Origin of the sequence: Pseudomonas sp. PvP001 (assembly GCF_040546375.1) — a bacterium.
Classification (GTDB): Bacteria; Pseudomonadota; Gammaproteobacteria; order Pseudomonadales; family Pseudomonadaceae; genus Aquipseudomonas; species Aquipseudomonas coleopterorum.
In genome coordinates, this window is sequence record NZ_JBEPNQ010000001.1 from 4,014,686 (window position 1) to 4,030,896 (window position 16,211).

Sequence of the window (16,211 nt, forward strand, 5' to 3'; positions counted from 1 at the left end):
GCATGAAGCATCCTAGCCATCACCGTCGCCCGGCCCTTGGCCACACCATCGAAGAAACCCGCGTCTGGTCTTTGCAGTTGCTGCTGGCCAGCAGTCTTTCGTTGGGCGCAACGCTGGCCGCCTCTGGGGTGTACGCCCAGGATCCGCCTGCGCCGGCCTTGGCGTCGGTCAGTTTCTCGGTCGCAGCCGGACCGCTGGATCAGGCACTCAGCCAGTTTGGGCGTCAGGCGGCAATTCCCCTGTCTGCGGATGCCCGTTTGACCGCCGGCCTGTCCAGTCCCGGTCTGCAAGGTTCGTTCAGCGTGGAACAGGGCTTCGCCCGTTTGCTGAGGGGTACGGGCCTTGCTGTGGTGAAAACCTCGCAGGGCAATTACCTGCTGAACCAGGTCGTCGAAGAGCAGGGCGCCGTGGAGCTCGGAGCCACCAGTATCGATGCGCGAACCCTGGGCCTTACCAGCGACGGTTCCGGGTCCTACACCACGACGGCGACCACGACCGCGACACGTCTGAACCTGTCGTTGCGTGAAACGCCGCAGACCGTCAGCGTCATCACTCGCCAGCGACTCGATGACCAGAACCTCACGAGCCTGGCCAAAGTACTGGAGCAAACCCCGGGCATTTCTCTGCAACCGCTGGATTCGGAGCGGGTGAACATCTACTCCCGTGGCTATGGTATCGACAGCTATCAGTACGACGGCGTACCTACCACGTTGGTGGTTTCCACCAGCGCCACCCCGCAAAGCCTGTCCGACATGGCGATCTATGATCGTATCGAAGTATTGCGCGGTGCATCCGGGCTGCTGACCGGGGCCGGCGATCCCTCGGGCACCATCAATCTGGTGCGCAAGCGCCCCACCGATCAATTGCAGGGCTATGTCAGCGCAGGCCTCGGCTCGTGGGATCAGTACCGTACCGAGATGGACGTTTCCGGACCCTTGACGCCCACGGGCAACATCCGCGGGCGCATGGTCAACGCCTATCAGCAAGGCAATAGCCACATCGATCACTACCAGACAGAGAAACAGATCCATTACGGCATCGTCGAGGCCGACTTGACCGACAGCCTGCTGCTGACCGCTGGCTATGACTATCAGAAACAAGACCCGCGCGGGGTGTCCTTCGCCAGTTTCCCGCTGTTCAACAGCGAGGGCGGGCAGACCGATTTTTCCCGCTCCACCAACCCGGCGTCGCGCTGGAGCAGGCGCCAGCAGGACACGCTGAATGTCTTCTACTCGCTGGAACAGCAGTTGGCCAATGACTGGGCGCTGAAGGCTTCGGTCAATCAGATGTACAGCAAGCGCGATTCGAAACTGGCTTCCGCCAGTTGGGGGTTTATCGACGAAGCTACCGGTGACGGCATGCAGCTCTATGGCGGCTCTTCGACCGGCTGGCAAAAACAGACCGGGATTGATGTCAACGCCAAGGGCCCGTTCCGGTTGTTCGGGCGTGAGCATGAACTCGTTATCGGCATGACCTACACAAAGTTCGAAGACCACAACGATCCTGCCGCGGGCGAAGATGTCGAAGGTCGCTCCATCAACTACTACACGTGGAACAACCGTACCGAGGAACCTCAGGGCAACGGCCAGATTCTGTTCGATAACGACACCACCATTCGCCAGTTGGGCACCTACGCCGCCGTGCGTCTGCGCCCTGCCGACGACGTGTCGATCATCCTCGGCGGGCGGGCCAGCAACTATAAATACGACAGCTACTACCATTACCGGGCGCCGGCAGACGCCGCCAACAGTAGCGATACCCACTACCAGGAGCACGGCGAGTTCACCCCCTACGCCGGTATCGTCTACGACCTGACCGACCAGCACTCGATCTACGCCAGCTACACCAGCATCTTCAAGCCGCAAAGTGTGCATGATCGGGACGGCAAGTCCCTGGAGCCGCGTACCGGCGATGCGTTCGAGGTTGGCGTCAAAAGCGAGTTTCTCGACGGTCGCATCACCACCAGCTTCGACGTGTTCATGACCAAGCAAGACAACCTGGCAGAGCTTGATCCAGGACAGATCGTCAGCGGCACCCTCAGCGAACGAGCCTACCGTGCGGTCAACGGCGCCAAGACCCGCGGTTTCGATGCGGAGATCGACGGTGAGATCCAGCCCGGCTGGAAAGTCGCGGCCAGCTATACCCACGCCGTGACGGAAAATGCCGATGGCGACCGGATCAATACCGTTGCGCCCGCCGAGCTGGTCAAGTTCTGGACCACCTACCGCATGCCCAATGAACTGGATCGGCTGACCCTGGGCGGTGGCGTCAACTGGCAGAGCGGCATCCACTTCAGCACCACGCCGTGGCAGTTGAGCAAGACCGTCAAAGCCAGGCAGGACGACTACGCGGTCTTCAACCTGATGGCCCGCTACGAGTTCACCGACAACCTGTCTGCGCTGGTCAACGTCAACAACCTGTTCGACAAGAAGTACCTGAGCTCACTGGATGAAACCTTCCTCGGCGGTTACTACGGCGACCCACGCAACCTCATGGTCACGGCTAAATACCAGTTCTGATGGGCAAGCGGTCTTGAGGTCGCAGGTTGCTATGGTCATCCAGGCCTGGGATGGTGCCGAAGCCAACGAAGGTATGTTGTTTGGGGGCGTGAAACTCCGGTGAACCGCGGGCAGTTCGTCTGTAAGAACTGGTAGCACACTCGATGAGCGAATTTTCCAGGGGAAGTGTCTCAGGTCAGGACGCGTGGGGATTCTGCAAAACGTGGAAGCCAGCCAGAGACGAAATCGAATGACGGCCATGATTCGCACCATCAGGACGCTGCTTGTCGCCGCGCTGGCAACTGGCGCCATCGCCAGTATCGTGCAGACCCAGCTCAATCTAGGCGAGCTGCTCCGCCTCGGGGCGCCGGTGAGTTCATCGGTTCGGCTCTGGACGACGCTCGAAGACCTCGCACGGTTCGGTCCGGTCATGTTTGGCATCGCTGCGGCAGCCTTATTGCTCGCGGTCTTGGCAGGCCACTGGGTGCTGCGTTTCGCTCCGCCTTCCTGGCGCCGGTTCATGTTCATCGCGGCCAGCGTGTGTGGTCTGGCTTTCGTCTTCTGGCTGATGCGCTCGGTGATCCCCATGCCCGCGCTGCCGGGCACCCGCACGGCTGTAGGCCATGGCCTGATGTCGCTGACGGGGATCGTCGGCGGGTGGCTCTATGCGCGTCTGACCAGTTCCTCCAAACGGAGTGATTCTCCAGACGGAGGAGGGCGCTGGCGCGAGGCGGCCGTCGTGGCGGTTCTGCTGGCGGCACCGGCTATGCTGTTTTTCGCCATGGCCCCAGGCGCCCCCGACAAGCCGGCGACAGTGGATCGGGCCAGCTATGACGTGCAAACCGTCGCGACGGGGCTGAACCGTCCGTGGTCGGTGGCGTTTCTTCCGGACGGCCGTGTGCTGGTCACTGAAATGGGTGGGCGACTCTTGGTCATCGACACGAATGGCGCAGCTTCGCAGATCAAGCTCGACGGGCTCCCGCCCATCTTCCAGCAGGGCGGCACCACAGGACTGATGGAAGTCGCGCTGGATCCACAGTTCGAGCGCAATGGTTGGCTGTACCTGACGATGGGTTACGGCGAAGCCGCTGCGAACGGCACGCGCCTGGTACGGGCCACGCTGAAGAGCGACAGGATCGAGGAGGTCCGAGTCCTGTTCAGCTCCACGCTCAAACCTCGCACGGGCAACAACGGTGGGCGCATTGCCTTTCTCGGTGACGAAACCTTGGTGCTTTCCCTGGGAGACGGCAGCGAGCGACGTGAGGAAGCGCAGAACCCGGCGAACGATCTGGGTACCCTGGTCAGGCTCGACCGCGAGGGCAGGCCTGCGGCGGACAATCCTTTCATCGGCAAAGCCGGTGCGGCCCCGGAGATCTACAGCCTCGGCCATCGCAATGTCCAGGGCATCGCCGTGGATCCGACAACGGGCGACCTGCTGATCACCGAACATGGCGCGCGCGGCGGTGACGAGATCAACCGGATCGTGCCAGGCGGCAACTACGGATGGCCTGTCGTGACCGCTGGCATCGACTATCCGTTCGCCAAGGTGACGCCGTTCACCCAACTGCCGGGCTATCAAGATGCGGTTCTGGAGTGGACACCGTCGATTGCCCCTTCAGGCTTGGCGATTTATGACGGCCCGCTGTTTCCCCAGTGGCGCGGGGATCTGCTGGTCCCGGCACTCAAGGACCGCGCCGTGCGCCGGGTCGTGCGCAATGGGCAGCAGATTGTGGATCAGCAACTGCTGCTGAGCGAACTGGACGAGCGCATGCGAGACGTCAAGGTGGCTCCTGATGGGTCGATCTATGTGCTTACCGATGGGGTCGATGCGAAGCTGTTGAGGGTGATGCCTGGGGCTCGTGGGGGCTGAAGATACGAATCTTATGCATGGGAAAGTCCAATGCGCTTTCCCGAGGAAGCCAGGCTTTGTCGTGCATTCTTTTGCAGTACCTCAAGAATCCGCCAATCCGTGCCGTCCATCCCCATGCCTTTCCTCTACTGGATAATTCGATGGGTCATCCCCTGGGACGCTTCTGTCGGATGATTTGCCATCCAAGGTCGATGCGTTATTCGCTCTACATTCGATGATGTTCCAGCAGGAAGTCCACGAACAATCGTACCCGCGCCGGCATTGCCGCCCTGCCGACGAATACCGCATGAATCGGTTCCTGGTCCCCAGGGTTCCAAGCTTCCAACAGCGAAATCAGGGCGCCGCGCTGCAGATCCTCACTCACGCTGAACTCACCGATGCGTGCAATGCCGGCACCTACTCGCGCGAGTTGTGCCAGCGCTTCACCGCTGCTGCATTCGATGTTGCCGCTGACTTTCAGGGAAAACTCTTTTCCATCGCGGATAAACGGCCAGTTGGGTTCGGCACGCCGGAAGTTGAAGCGCAGGCAGTTGTGCCGCAACAGGTCTTCCGGCGCCTCGGGGATACCGTGGCGCTGCAGGTACTCGGGCGATGCGACCACCACCTGACCTGTGTCGCCGATCCTGCGCGCGGTCAGCGGGCTGTCGGGGAGATGGCCAAAACGGATCGCTACGTCGGCCTGCCCACCCAGGATGTCGACCACTTCGTCGCCCAAGCTAAGGTCGACGACGATGTTCGGGTAACGGGCGCTGAATGCTGCAACCAGGGGAACAATCGCCAGCCGCCCATGGCCAAGGGCGGCACTGACCCGTAATCGTCCCTTGGGTACGCCCTGGTCAGCGATCGCTTCTTCGACCTCGTCCATGTCGGCCAGGATACGTCGGGCGCCGCGCAGGAACGCTTCGCCCTCGGCAGTGAAGGCGATCGCTCGGGTGGTACGCAGCAGCAGGCGGGCGCCAAGACGTTGCTCGGTTCGCGTGATGATTCGACTGACTGCCGAGGGTGTCAGGCCCAGCGCTCGCGCGGCGGCCGATAGGCTGCCTTCCTGCGCCACGGTGGTGAACACACACATCTCACCTGACCTGCCGTTGAAATCCACTTGTGCCTCCTGCGCATAGGTGATTGCCAAAAATGCTATCTACCGCGTTAAAAAACTGGATCGTAGCATTGGCGGCATAGATAAGGAGCCTTTCATGCGTATCAATCCACCACTTGTCGCGCTCGCCTTCGGTGCTTTCGGCATCGGCGTAACAGAGTTCGCCCCCATGGGCATGTTGCCGGGTATCGCTGCGGATCTGGGCGTTTCCATTCCCGCCGCCGGTTTGCTGGTCAGTGCCTATGCGCTGGGCGTATTGCTCGGCGCACCGCTGATGACCCTGACTACCGGCAGGATTCCCCGACGCTATCTGCTGATCGGACTCATGGCCATTTTCACTTTGGGTAATCTGATGTCAGCCCTGGCCACCGATTACTACAGCCTCATGGTCGCCAGGGTGGTGACCTCACTGAACCATGGTGCATTTTTTGGCGTGGGTTCCATCGTCGCCGCCAGCGTAGTTGCCCCGCAGAAACGTGCCGGGGCGGTCGCGGCGATGTTCATGGGCCTGACGCTGGCCACCATCGGCGGTGTACCGCTGGCCACCTGGTTTGGTGAACTGTTCGGTTGGCGCACCGCTTTCTGGGGGATTACCGGCCTCGGCGTACTGACCATGGCCGCATTGTGGTTCGCCCTGCCCAACCTGAAGACGTCGCAGAGCGTCGGTGCAATGGCCGAAATTCGGGTACTGGGACGTGGTCCGGTGCTGGGCGCGTTGGCCTTGACCGTAGTCGGATCGAGCGCAATGTTTACCGTCTTCACTTACATCGCGCCCATCCTCAGCAGCGAGACCCACGGTTCCACCGCCTACATCACCGCGATGCTGGTTCTTTTCGGTGTGGGGTTGACGCTGGGCAACATGTGGGGCGGCAAGGCCGCCGACCGCTCGGTAGATCGCACCTTGATCGTCTCGCTAGGTGTTCTGATTCTCGTCTTACTGGCGTTCACCGTGCTGATGCGGTGGGCAGTGCCGGCTGCTCTGGCCATCCTGATATGGGGTATCGCCAGTTTCGCCCTGGTGCCGCCGTTACAGATGCGCGTCATGGAAGCAGCGAAGGACGCCCCCAACCTTGCCTCTGCGGTGAATATCGGCGCCTTCAATTTCGGCAACGCGATTGGCGCAGCACTGGGCGGAGCGGTGATCAACGCTGGTTTGGGTTATCCGGCGATTTCCCTGGCCGGAGCGGCGATGGCCGCTTTGGGGCTGCTGATGGTGTTGGCCTATGCCTGGCGTTCCAGAAGGATTGAATCGGCAGTGGTTTGACGAAGATGAGGGTGAGTGGTTCGTTACCCTTGATGCTTGGCGGCAGTGGCTGAATGACTGCCTTGGCGAAGGTGTAGCGATCGGTCAAGTTCAGGTATTGCTGACTGACAGCTATGGTTCGATAGCAGTTAGTCGCCAACAGCGTCTATCACCCTATGGTTCATACCTTTTCCAGACATAAAGGGGGAGTCGCCTCCTCAAGCGGCTCCCGCCAGCACAGGCTCAGACCGTTGGTCGTTGCAGCCCCACCCACGCCTGCACGCTAGGGCGCTGCCACTGACGCTGCGCATAGTGCACGAGAACCTGGGGCACTGCATCGCCGTTGAGTATCAGCCGGTTGAGCATCAGCGCAAGATCGACATCGGCGATCGACCATTGGCCGAACAAATGTTCCGTACCCTCCTTGAGCAGTGCTTGCGCGGCCTGGAATAACTTGTCTGCCGCCATACGAGCAGCTGGCGACAAAGGCCCTGATTTCTTGCCGTAGAAGACGACTAGCGTGGAGCGCTCCTGCCGAATGGGCAGCAGGTCACTGCGGATCCACGCCTGAACCTGCCGCGCTTTTGCAAGCAGCCGCACGTCGTGCGGATAGATCGGGATTTGGGGGTAAGCGTTTTCGAGGTATTCGGTGATTGCAGAAGATTCGGACAAGGCAAAGTTGCCGTCAACCAGGGTTGGAACTCGCTGAGTTTGGGAGAGGGCCGTGTAGGCCTCTGTCTGGTTTTCGAGGGCCTGCAAATCCACGGTACTCATCTGGAAGTCGATGCCTTTCTCGGTCAGTGCGACAAAGACGGACATGGCGTAGGGGCTGGCGAACTGCGAATCGACGTATAAGCGTGGTGGGTTCACGAGTGACCTCCTTATGCAGAAGGAAACACACTACGAGAGGGAACAGGAATAGGGAAATCGATGATTTTCATGGGGGTATTCCTGGTGGGAATACGACAAATATAAAGCTTTGAAAAGGAGCTGTGGAGAGTTGGCTACCATGTCTTAACGGGTCATCGGAACGGTGAGTGTTCAGCAGTATGGCAATCAGATGAATGCAACCGTCAATCAACGGGGAGTACGATGATTGCTGTGTCCCACGTGTTGGGTACGGCGTTTTGCCAAGCCTGAAGACGGCGATCCGTCCTTTCACCGGTGTTTTTCAGACGGGTCCCGAAGAGCGTGGATACCGTCTGTCGGCTTGCGGGTGCCGGCGCTAAAGTCATGGAAAGCCAGCCGATATAGGTGGCACTTAGCCATGGATCGGTAGAGCAATTCTACCAAGAGCATATCCATTATGGTCAGCAAACCCCCCTCGCATGTCTTCTCGAAGTCATATGACGACACAGTCGTCTGCCCTGTATCGATCAGGTATGGCAGTCACCGCCGCATTGCCCATCCGTGCCCTGAATAACGGCGGGTTTCGAGATCATCCCCAGCTTCCCAATCCTGTACTGGCATTTGGCAACGCTGGACCCACTCCGATCTGTTTGGCATCAAAGAACTTGATCTCAGATGGATATTCAAAACAATAGATAAACTAGGCTGATCCATGTCGAATACCACAACGTCTTTCTTGAGCAACCTGAAAGTCAGAAACAAGCTGCTCTTGGGGTTCGCTTCGCTAGTGTGCATGATTCTGCTGATGGCCTATACAGGCTGGACGGCGACAGAAGTGCTGAAGTCTCGTGGCGATAGAAGTGAAGATGTGTCCAATCTTAGTTCGATTGCCCGCGATATGCGCATCGAAAGGTTGGTGTTTTTCGTCAAGGCGGATGATGCTCAAGCCGCAAAGTGGCTGGCCGCGCTGGAAAAAACCGAATCCCAGGTCAAGGCCATTGCCCCGCGTTTCAAATCACCGGCGAACGTCGAGCTTATCAAGGAGGCGGCAAGCGTCATGGAGCGCTACCGCGGATTCTACCTGCAAGCTACCGCCGCGACGCTGGAGCGAGAGAAACTGCGTGAAGGTTTTGCATCATCGGCCGACGCCACGAACGAACTGCTTTTGAAGTTTGCGGATGTCGTCAATTCCGATGAAGGGAGTCTGGATGCTCGGCAGAAGCTGGCATCGCTGTTCATCGCCGTTCAGAAGATGCGCACCAGTTTCCGCGCTTACGCCGTTTTGCCAAGTAAAAATACCGAAGCCACTATCCGACAATCTCTTGAGGTCGTCATCAATCAACTCGGCTCGTTCAGAACTACAAGCATTCCAGAGCGCGAAGTGCAAGCCTTGGCGAATGCGTTCGCGGATTACAACAACAAGCTGGCCTCCCTGGTTGCGGTTCAGACCCGAGTAGATGATGCGCAGGAGGGCATTACCTCGAACATCACGGCGATCCTCAAGATCACCGACAGGATGACTGAAATACAACAAGGGCTACGGGCGTCGGATGCCGCCGACGCTCAGCAGAAAATCGTCATCTGGCTCATTCTTTCAGTCATCCTTGGATTGCTGGCAGCTTGGGTAATCACTCGCTCTATCGTTCAACCGCTACAAGAAACTGTCGTGATTGTGGAAAAGATAGCACGCGGTGACTTCACCTATCGGTCAGCGGTAGCACGCCGAGATGAACTGGGCGTTTTGCAAAGTAGCATGCTGCGTATGACGTCGGCACTCAGGGACCTGATAGGGGAAATGAAAGACGGCGTCGTACAGGTGGCGAGTGCGGCTGAGGAGCTCTCCGCAGTTACCGAGCAAACCAGTGCTGGCGTCAATGCTCAAAAACAGGAAACAGAGCAGATAGCCACGGCCATGCAGCAGATGACTGCCACCACCCATGACGTTGCAAAGAATGCGGCGCAGGCGGTAAGTACCGCACAGAATGCCAGCCGATTGGCGACAGAAGGGGGGCTGGTCGTTGAGAAGACGTGTTCGCAGATAGAGTCACTGGCCGGCGAAATGGATGCTACCAAGAAAGCGATGACAGCGCTCAGAGCCAATACGCAGAACATCGGTGGCGTACTAGACGTTATCAAGCAGGTTGCGGATCAGACCAACCTTCTGGCGCTCAATGCCGCCATCGAGGCGGCCCGTGCAGGTGAAGCCGGGCGTGGCTTCGCCGTGGTTGCAGACGAAGTCAGAGGACTGGCCGTACGTACGCGTACCTCGACCGACGAAATCGCGCTTCTGATCAATGAGCTACACACGAGCACTGAAAACATGACGTTGGTTCTCGAGCAAAACCTGCTGCTGACAGACAGCAGCGCAGCGCTCTCGAGACAGGCGAGTCAAATGCTGCTCGGCGTCACCACATCCGTTCGCGAGATCGAGTCGATGAACGAACAGATTGCAGTAGCCACTGAAGAGCAAAGCAGCGTCGGTGAAGAAATAGGCAGAGGCGTCATCAACGTTCGAGATATTTCGGACCAGACCGCAGCCGCTTCTGAAGAAACGGCCAACTCAAGCACCGAGTTGGCGAGGGTCAGTGCGCGTTTGCAGGAGATGACAAACAGGTTCACGGTTTGATATCAAGGGCCGAGGTCCAAGGGTTGACACTTTGCATGGGCGCGCCCGAGGGCGCGCATCAACCCTGCTCGGTTTTGCCAATGCGGGGCTTCATATGATCCTTGTTCTTATTATCGGGATGTTGGCTTTTTGCTCGGGCTATCTGGTTTCTGTCGAGGATAGGTTACAGAGGGACCATACATTTCATCCCTTCGATGTGTTCAACAATTTTCGGGCGTCGCCAAGGTGCCGAAAAAAAATGGCTTATGTCGGCATGTTCATTTTTGTCTTGGCTGGGGTGGTTTACTTTGTTGAGCCGGAAGTCAACTACTCCTCCAGGGACAAGGTCAAGGCATTGGGCGCGGTCATGCTGCTTTGGTCATTCATGTTTTACGGCTATTGCCGCGAACTGGAGTTCACCAAGTCAGGAAGTTCTCCTGCGTCGCTGCAGTGCATGGACTGCATTGAAGGAACAGAGTGGTATTCTTTGGCTTTCAAAGGGCTTTTGGCGACCTTCAAAATTCTGGCCGTTTTTGCGTTTTTATATGCGATCAAGCGCATTTGACTGCCGCGTGCGATACCTGATCTGGATCGATACTGATCTCCAACGGTGAGGCGTTCAGCCAGAGGGTCGCATTGCAAACATGTCGCGCTCCACTGCAACGCGCAGCACAGCAATATGCCCGATTTCAGAACCCCAAGCCGACCGGCAATAGGTTCCAATCGCAGGACCGGCGCGGGTTGTTGCGACCGCGGTTACGTTGCCAAGCGTGAAGTCAGTAGCACGCACTGACTTCACCCGCCATCGCTTGGGTTTATTTGGTGGAAGTGAAACCGGCAAAGCGCTTGTTGAAGCCGGCAATCCGTCCTTCCGCCTGTGTTTTTCGGACTTGCCCGGTGTAGACGGGATGTGAAGCGCTCGAAACGTCAAGGGCAACATACGGGTACGCTTTGCCATCCGTATGCGTCTCGGTTCGAGTCGTTTCCACGGTCGAGCCGATCAGGAAATAAACGTCGGCGGCTGTGTCGTGGAACAGGACTATCCGATAGTCCGGGTGAATGCCAGGTTTCATGGTCGGGATCTCACGTCGTTTATAGATGTTATATCGTAACATTTCTGTGCGCGGCGGTCCATGCCTCTGAGCTGATTCGCTGAGAGCAGCTATCGCGCACAGCGCTCGCACCAAAGATGCCTGATTATGGGGATGACTGGTTTGGTGTTCGTCATTGATGAGGAGTCTGACCCGGATGGTCAAAGTCCCACGATGCGCAGTGTTTGCAGCCGTTTCCAGATATCAACACGCGTACCTCACGGCTCGCGGCGAGCTTGCCGTTGTTCCGCGCCAACTCTGGCTAATACGAAACAAATTGAGCAGGTCTGCAACTCGTCAAAGGATTGTCATTCCGCTATGATCCGCGCCCCTCGAACTACTCAAAAGGATTTGCTGGATGACTTCTCTTCGCTTGCTTCTCGCGTCAGCACTCATTGCGCTTTGTGCTGGTTGTGCATCGCCCGCTCAGATATCTGGAATGTCGGTCGCAGCCGATCAGGCCATGGCAGCCGGTCACAACTCGAGCCTGCAACACAATGTTCAAGTCTCCGAGGTGAATGGCGGAGATAAGACCAATCCGCTATGGACGTCGGAAATCGAAGGGTCGGACTTCGGTGCTGCACTCAAACAGTCCTTGGCCAATGCCAATCTGTTGGGCGATGTGTCGGCGCCTTATCTGCTGCGCGCCAATCTGCTGCGCGTGGATCAGCCTATCATCGGGTTCAGTTTCGAAGTGACGAGTGAGGTTGAATATACCTTGGTCGAGTCGCGTACCAGCAATGTCCTCTGGCGCGAGATCATCCGGACACCATTCACGGCGGGCATGGGTGACTCTCTGATCGGTATCAAGCGTTTACGCCTGGCTAACGAAGGCTCCGCTCGGGCGAACATTACAGCGCTGCTCAAACGTATGAGCGAGTTGAATATCGATGCCAAGCAGATCTCGCTGAAGAACTGAACGCAATCGATATCGTTACTTCATGGGCTGGCCTGCTGAGCCAGATGCCCAGCAGATGGTTCTATCGCGTCGGCGGCTATTGACCCATAGCCGTCGGCCATTCCTGTACCGGCCAGTGAATGGGCGGATTTCAAATCAGACTGAAAACTCCTGTTTCCCCAGTCTGCGTGTCATAAGCGACCAATGCTTCTTGAACGGCATCTGCACTGCACAGGATTTCACCCTGGTTGTTCCAAATGGCCGAGCGTCCCGCCGCGACATAGTCGTCGGCAGCCCCTACGCAGTTCGCCATCACCACGGTCATGGAATGCTTTTTAGCAATCATCGGATAATGAGCTTCTGCCAAGGCAGTCCCGCGTTCAGACTTCGCTACGCTTGCCAGATACACCTGAGCACCCGACTGTGCAGCTTCTTCGGCGTGGCTTGGCTGAAGTGATTCGTAGCAAATGGCGGGGGCCAAGATGACATCTGCGTGATTCAGCACAAGCTTGCGGCTGCCGGCGGCGAAGAACGGTAATTCGTCGGCATGCAGAATCTGTTTTGAGTAGCAGGTACGCGGCTGTCCAGGCTGGAAACTGATCATGCTGATTTCGATACCCTCGCGTCCCTTGGTGGGCGCACCCACGGCGATGAGCATCCCATATCGATCGCTCAGTCGCTGGAACTCATCAAGACGGCTGTCGCTCGCATCCATCGCCAAGGCATCAGCCAGCTTTGGCTCGTAACCGGTGAGGGAAAGCTCGGGAAAGAGTACGAGATTGGCGCCCAGATTTGCGGCCTGCTGGATGGCAGCCATATGTTTGGCGATGTTTGCTTCACAGTCGCCCGGTACGGGACGGATTTGCGCGGCGATCAGCTTCATTTGCTCTTTCTCTTCGACGTGTAGTGACGGCACTGGGGCGAATGAACCTGTGCCGAGAGCGAACTCAAAAAATACAGGGCCAGCTTGCACCAAACTGTGCGCTGATCGCCCAGCTTCTCTGCAAGCCGCTCAAGTTTCAACGCCTGGCGTGGATAGCGTATTACAACAATCTATTCGCAGTCCGGAGCTTCTCCATGTTCGCCCACTTGAAAGTCCGCACAGGCATGATCGGCGTGTTGGTGTTATTCGTCATCGCGCTGATGTTCTCGATCGTCAACAGTTGGTCATCGGCGGTGCGCAGCTACGGCCAGGTCGACGAGCTCAGGCATACTTCACAACAGATTGACGGTATCAACAATTCGCTGCTGTTGGCCATCCGTACCAGTGCCAATGTGTCATCGGCCTTCATCGAAACCGTGGGCGGTCGATTCGAGGATGCGGAAGCCCGGCTGGTGCGCAGTGAAGGCATCTGGAACGATGCCATTGCCAAACTCAATACCTCGACGGCCGATATTCGCGACCCGAAACTTCAGGCGCTCGCCGACGACTTGAAGGCCGCGTTCGCCGAGTACGGCACCGCCATCGTCGGCCAGCGCGCCGCCACCCGTGCACGCTCCGCGGACCAGTATTTTGTGGTCAACATCAGCGCTGGCAAGGGTATGACCAAGCTTCAGGAAATCCGGGTGAATCTGGTCGGCGCCCTGGATGCTCGTGCCGCTGAGATCAACCAGGACGCCAGTGACCGCCTGGCAACCGCCAAGCGGCTATCCGTGGCATTGGCCTGTATCACGCTGGCGCTGGCGGTGATCTGCTGGATGTTCATCTCCGGCCGTGTACTGCGCCCGCTTCGTGAAGCCGGTGAGCATTTCAAACGCATCGCCAACGGCGACCTGACCCAGGAGGTCGTGGCCCCGGGCCGCAACGAGATCGGTGACTTGTTCGTCGAGCTTCAGCGCATGCAAGCCAGCCAGCGCAACACCTTGATCCTGATTTCCGGTTCCGCGACCCAACTGGCCTCGGCGGCCGAAGAGCTCAACGCAGTGACCGAGGAAAGCAACCGTGGCCTGCAGCAACAAGACATGCAACTTGAACAAGCCGCCACTGCAGTCAACCAGATGACCAGCGCCGTCGAAGAGGTCGCGCGCAATGCCGTGTCCACTTCGCAAGCGGCGACAGCGTCAAACACGCTGTCGGAGAAAAGCCGTCAACAGGTTCGCGAAAACATCGCCGGTACTCAGTTGATGACAACTGAAATCCAGGGCAGCGCAGAGCGTATCAAGCACCTGGCCGGCGAAGTGCGCAACATCGGCAAGGTACTGGACGTGATCCGTGCGGTGTCGGAGCAGACCAACCTGCTGGCCCTCAATGCCGCCATCGAGGCCGCCCGTGCCGGTGAGGCGGGGCGCGGCTTTGCTGTGGTCGCCGATGAGGTACGCACGCTCGCCTATCGCACTCAGGAGTCCACCCGCGAGATCGAGCAGATGATCGGCAGCGTGCAGACCACCGCCGAGCAAGCTGTCGACTCGATGCGCGATAGCACCCTGCGCGCGCAAGGTACTCTGGAAATCACTCAAGCCTCCGGCGCGGTACTGGAAGACATCTTTGCTGCCATCGGCCAGATCAACGAACGCAATCTGGTCATCGCCAGTGCCGCGGAAGAGCAGGCTCAGGTCGCCCGTGAAGTGGACAGCAACCTGGTCGCCATTCGTGACCTGTCCGCGCAGTCTGCGGCGGGCGCTTTGCAGACCAATGCGGCGAGTCATGAGTTGTCGCGTCTGGCGGTCGAGTTGAACGACCTCGTGTCTCGTTTTCGTACCTGAGTGAACCGAGATCAAACATAGGCTCCGACCACCCGCTTTACGGTGGTCAGCGCTTCACGCAGGGTCTCCATGCTCACCGAACCGAGCGCCAGCCGTATGGCATGAGGGACATGGGCCGAGGTGCAGAACGGCTCGGCTGTCGAAACCGACACGTGCTCGCGCATCAGTTCCAGGGTGACCTGGTCCGCTCTTGCGTCCTCCGCCAGCGGCAGCCACAGAAAGTACGAAGCGGGATGACGTATCACGGGCAACCCTGACAGCAGCGAGTCGGCCAACGCCTGCCGGGCTCGGGCATCTGCGCGCTTTTGCGTTTCCAGTGCGGCGACCGTGCCATCGTCGAGCCAGGCGCAGGTGATGGCCGTCATGACGCCGGGTGTGTTCCAGGTCGTGGCCTTGACCGTGCGCTTCAAGGCGTCCAATCGGTCCATCGGCGCTGCGACGTAGCCGACGCGCAATCCAGTGGCGATGTTCTTGGAAAACCCCGACACATAAAGGGTTCTTTCAGGCGCCAACTCGATGATCGGCGGCGGCGGATCCTGCGCCAGAAACGCGTAGGCTGCATCTTCGATGATTATCAGATCATGCGCACGGGCGATCGCCACCAGGCGCTCGCGTTGATCGGTCGGCAACACCCAACCCAATGGGTTATGCAACGTGGGCATGGTGTACACGGCGCGCACCGGACGACGGCGGCAGAGCGAGGCGAGGGCATCCAGATCCGGTCCTTTGGCCGTGACAGGAATGGGCACCACTTCAAGGTGCAATGTTTTGGCCAGCAGCTTGAACCCCGGATAGGTCAGCGCATCGGCCGCAATCACGTCCCCCGGTTGCAGCAACGCCATCAGGCTCACCGCTAGACCGTGTTGGGCGCCACTGACAATCAGAATCTGCTCGGCATCGACCGTGACGCCACGCTGGAGCAGATGACGGGCGATGGAAGCCCGTTCATGCAAGCGGCCCGCATGTGGCTGATAACGCAAATGAGCCTCCAGGTCGCCGGACAGCGCCAGTTGGCGCAGGGCGCCGCGCAACAGGTCGGCTTGCCCCGGCATGGCCGGATAGTTGAAGTTGAGGTCGATCACACCCGCCGCAACGTCCGGCTGATCGATGCCTTGTCCGGGCGGCAACGACGTCTCGCGCACGAACGTCCCGCGCCCGGTCTCCCCGCTGACCAGTCCCATGGCCTCCAGTTCGGCATACACCCGGCTGGCGGTGACCAAGGCCAAGCCATGGGTGGCCGCAAGTTGGCGGTGGGTCGGCAAACGCGTACCCGGCGGCAAACGCCCGGCGCGGATATCGGCTGCAAAGGTGTCCACCAACGACTTGTACCGGGAGCTCGCCATTTCAAAATGTATCCA

13 protein-coding genes and 1 pseudogene are annotated in these 16,211 nt (G+C 58.9%); 8 read left to right on the plus strand and 6 right to left on the minus strand.

Annotated elements, in window-relative coordinates:
• Window positions 1–2: 2 nt before the first annotated feature.
• Window positions 3–2,519, plus strand: coding sequence for a TonB-dependent siderophore receptor (locus tag ABMD26_RS18475; protein WP_134723303.1), 2,517 nt, complete (start codon window positions 3–5; stop codon window positions 2,517–2,519).
• Between the two features lie 238 nt (window positions 2,520–2,757).
• The gene (locus ABMD26_RS18480) at window positions 2,758–4,368 is read left to right on the plus strand and encodes a PQQ-dependent sugar dehydrogenase (RefSeq protein ID WP_240050137.1); all 1,611 of its coding nucleotides are present in this window, start codon (window positions 2,758–2,760) and stop codon (window positions 4,366–4,368) included.
• A gap of 11 nt (window positions 4,369–4,379) precedes the next feature.
• Here the strand turns inward: ABMD26_RS18480 and ABMD26_RS18485 are convergent, their stop codons facing one another.
• Both ABMD26_RS18485 and ABMD26_RS18490 read right to left on the minus strand, forming a co-directional pair.
• Window positions 4,380–4,484: an AsnC family transcriptional regulator gene (locus ABMD26_RS18485; protein ID WP_354311163.1), complete on the minus strand. Its 105-nt coding sequence runs from the start codon at window positions 4,482–4,484 to the stop codon at window positions 4,380–4,382.
• An 89-nt stretch (window positions 4,485–4,573) separates the two neighbouring features.
• Entirely contained in the window at window positions 4,574–5,467 is an 894-nt protein-coding gene (locus ABMD26_RS18490; protein ID WP_134723301.1) for a LysR family transcriptional regulator, read from the minus strand.
• 94 nt (window positions 5,468–5,561) lie between these two features.
• Between ABMD26_RS18490 and ABMD26_RS18495 the strand changes: the two genes are divergently transcribed.
• Complete coding sequence (locus tag ABMD26_RS18495; RefSeq protein ID WP_134723300.1) at window positions 5,562–6,728, plus strand: MFS transporter; 1,167 nt, start codon at window positions 5,562–5,564, stop codon at window positions 6,726–6,728.
• A 222-nt stretch (window positions 6,729–6,950) separates the two neighbouring features.
• Here the strand turns inward: ABMD26_RS18495 and yfcF are convergent, their stop codons facing one another.
• Window positions 6,951–7,577, minus strand: coding sequence for a glutathione transferase (yfcF, locus tag ABMD26_RS18500; RefSeq protein ID WP_134723299.1), 627 nt, complete (start codon window positions 7,575–7,577; stop codon window positions 6,951–6,953).
• Between the two features lie 784 nt (window positions 7,578–8,361).
• On the opposite strand from yfcF, the pseudogene ABMD26_RS22265 reads away from it, so the two are divergent.
• The 3 genes and pseudogenes from ABMD26_RS22265 to ABMD26_RS18510 form a co-directional block, all read left to right on the plus strand.
• A pseudogene (locus tag ABMD26_RS22265) lies at window positions 8,362–9,327 on the plus strand (methyl-accepting chemotaxis protein); the annotation flags it as partial.
• A gap of 24 nt (window positions 9,328–9,351) precedes the next feature.
• Window positions 9,352–10,182 (plus strand): methyl-accepting chemotaxis protein, encoded by an 831-nt coding sequence (locus ABMD26_RS22270; protein WP_420875766.1) that lies wholly within the window; start codon window positions 9,352–9,354, stop codon window positions 10,180–10,182.
• A 31-nt stretch (window positions 10,183–10,213) separates the two neighbouring features.
• Window positions 10,214–10,726 (plus strand): hypothetical protein, encoded by a 513-nt coding sequence (locus tag ABMD26_RS18510; protein ID WP_354311166.1) that lies wholly within the window; start codon window positions 10,214–10,216, stop codon window positions 10,724–10,726.
• A 250-nt stretch (window positions 10,727–10,976) separates the two neighbouring features.
• Here ABMD26_RS18510 and ABMD26_RS18515 read toward each other — a convergent pair whose 3' ends face one another.
• The gene (locus tag ABMD26_RS18515) at window positions 10,977–11,234 is read right to left on the minus strand and encodes a type B 50S ribosomal protein L31 (protein ID WP_134723297.1); all 258 of its coding nucleotides are present in this window, start codon (window positions 11,232–11,234) and stop codon (window positions 10,977–10,979) included.
• 376 nt (window positions 11,235–11,610) lie between these two features.
• Between ABMD26_RS18515 and ABMD26_RS18520 the strand changes: the two genes are divergently transcribed.
• The gene (locus ABMD26_RS18520) at window positions 11,611–12,171 is read left to right on the plus strand and encodes a hypothetical protein (RefSeq protein WP_240050136.1); all 561 of its coding nucleotides are present in this window, start codon (window positions 11,611–11,613) and stop codon (window positions 12,169–12,171) included.
• Between the two features lie 130 nt (window positions 12,172–12,301).
• Here the strand turns inward: ABMD26_RS18520 and ABMD26_RS18525 are convergent, their stop codons facing one another.
• Window positions 12,302–13,033, minus strand: a complete 732-nt coding sequence (locus ABMD26_RS18525) for a carbon-nitrogen hydrolase family protein (protein ID WP_134723296.1) — start codon at window positions 13,031–13,033, stop codon at window positions 12,302–12,304.
• A 194-nt stretch (window positions 13,034–13,227) separates the two neighbouring features.
• Here ABMD26_RS18525 and ABMD26_RS18530 point away from each other — a divergent pair, with 194 nt between their 5' ends.
• Complete coding sequence (locus tag ABMD26_RS18530) at window positions 13,228–14,853, plus strand: methyl-accepting chemotaxis protein (RefSeq protein ID WP_134723295.1); 1,626 nt, start codon at window positions 13,228–13,230, stop codon at window positions 14,851–14,853.
• A gap of 11 nt (window positions 14,854–14,864) precedes the next feature.
• On the opposite strand, the gene ABMD26_RS18535 is transcribed toward ABMD26_RS18530, so the two are convergent.
• Window positions 14,865–16,196, minus strand: a complete 1,332-nt coding sequence (locus ABMD26_RS18535) for an aminotransferase-like domain-containing protein (RefSeq protein WP_134723294.1) — start codon at window positions 16,194–16,196, stop codon at window positions 14,865–14,867.
• Window positions 16,197–16,211: the final 15 nt, after the last annotated feature.

Excerpts from the sequence above, each read along its gene's own strand:
- ABMD26_RS18495 (WP_134723300.1), top strand. The coding sequence starts at position 5,562 with ATGCGTATCAATCCACCACTTGTCGCGCTCGCCTTCGGTGCTTTCGGC.
- ABMD26_RS18525 (WP_134723296.1), bottom strand. The coding sequence starts at position 13,033 with ATGAAGCTGATCGCCGCGCAAATCCGTCCCGTACCGGGCGACTGTGAA.
- ABMD26_RS18480 (WP_240050137.1), top strand. The coding sequence starts at position 2,758 with ATGATTCGCACCATCAGGACGCTGCTTGTCGCCGCGCTGGCAACTGGC.
- ABMD26_RS18520 (WP_240050136.1), top strand. The coding sequence starts at position 11,611 with ATGACTTCTCTTCGCTTGCTTCTCGCGTCAGCACTCATTGCGCTTTGT.
- ABMD26_RS18475 (WP_134723303.1), top strand. The coding sequence starts at position 3 with ATGAAGCATCCTAGCCATCACCGTCGCCCGGCCCTTGGCCACACCATC.
- ABMD26_RS18530 (WP_134723295.1), top strand. The coding sequence starts at position 13,228 with ATGTTCGCCCACTTGAAAGTCCGCACAGGCATGATCGGCGTGTTGGTG.
- ABMD26_RS18535 (WP_134723294.1), bottom strand. The coding sequence starts at position 16,196 with ATGGCGAGCTCCCGGTACAAGTCGTTGGTGGACACCTTTGCAGCCGAT.
- ABMD26_RS22270 (WP_420875766.1), top strand. The coding sequence starts at position 9,352 with ATGAAAGACGGCGTCGTACAGGTGGCGAGTGCGGCTGAGGAGCTCTCC.
- ABMD26_RS18515 (WP_134723297.1), bottom strand. The coding sequence starts at position 11,234 with ATGAAACCTGGCATTCACCCGGACTATCGGATAGTCCTGTTCCACGAC.
- ABMD26_RS18485 (WP_354311163.1), bottom strand. The coding sequence starts at position 4,484 with ATGGGGATGGACGGCACGGATTGGCGGATTCTTGAGGTACTGCAAAAG.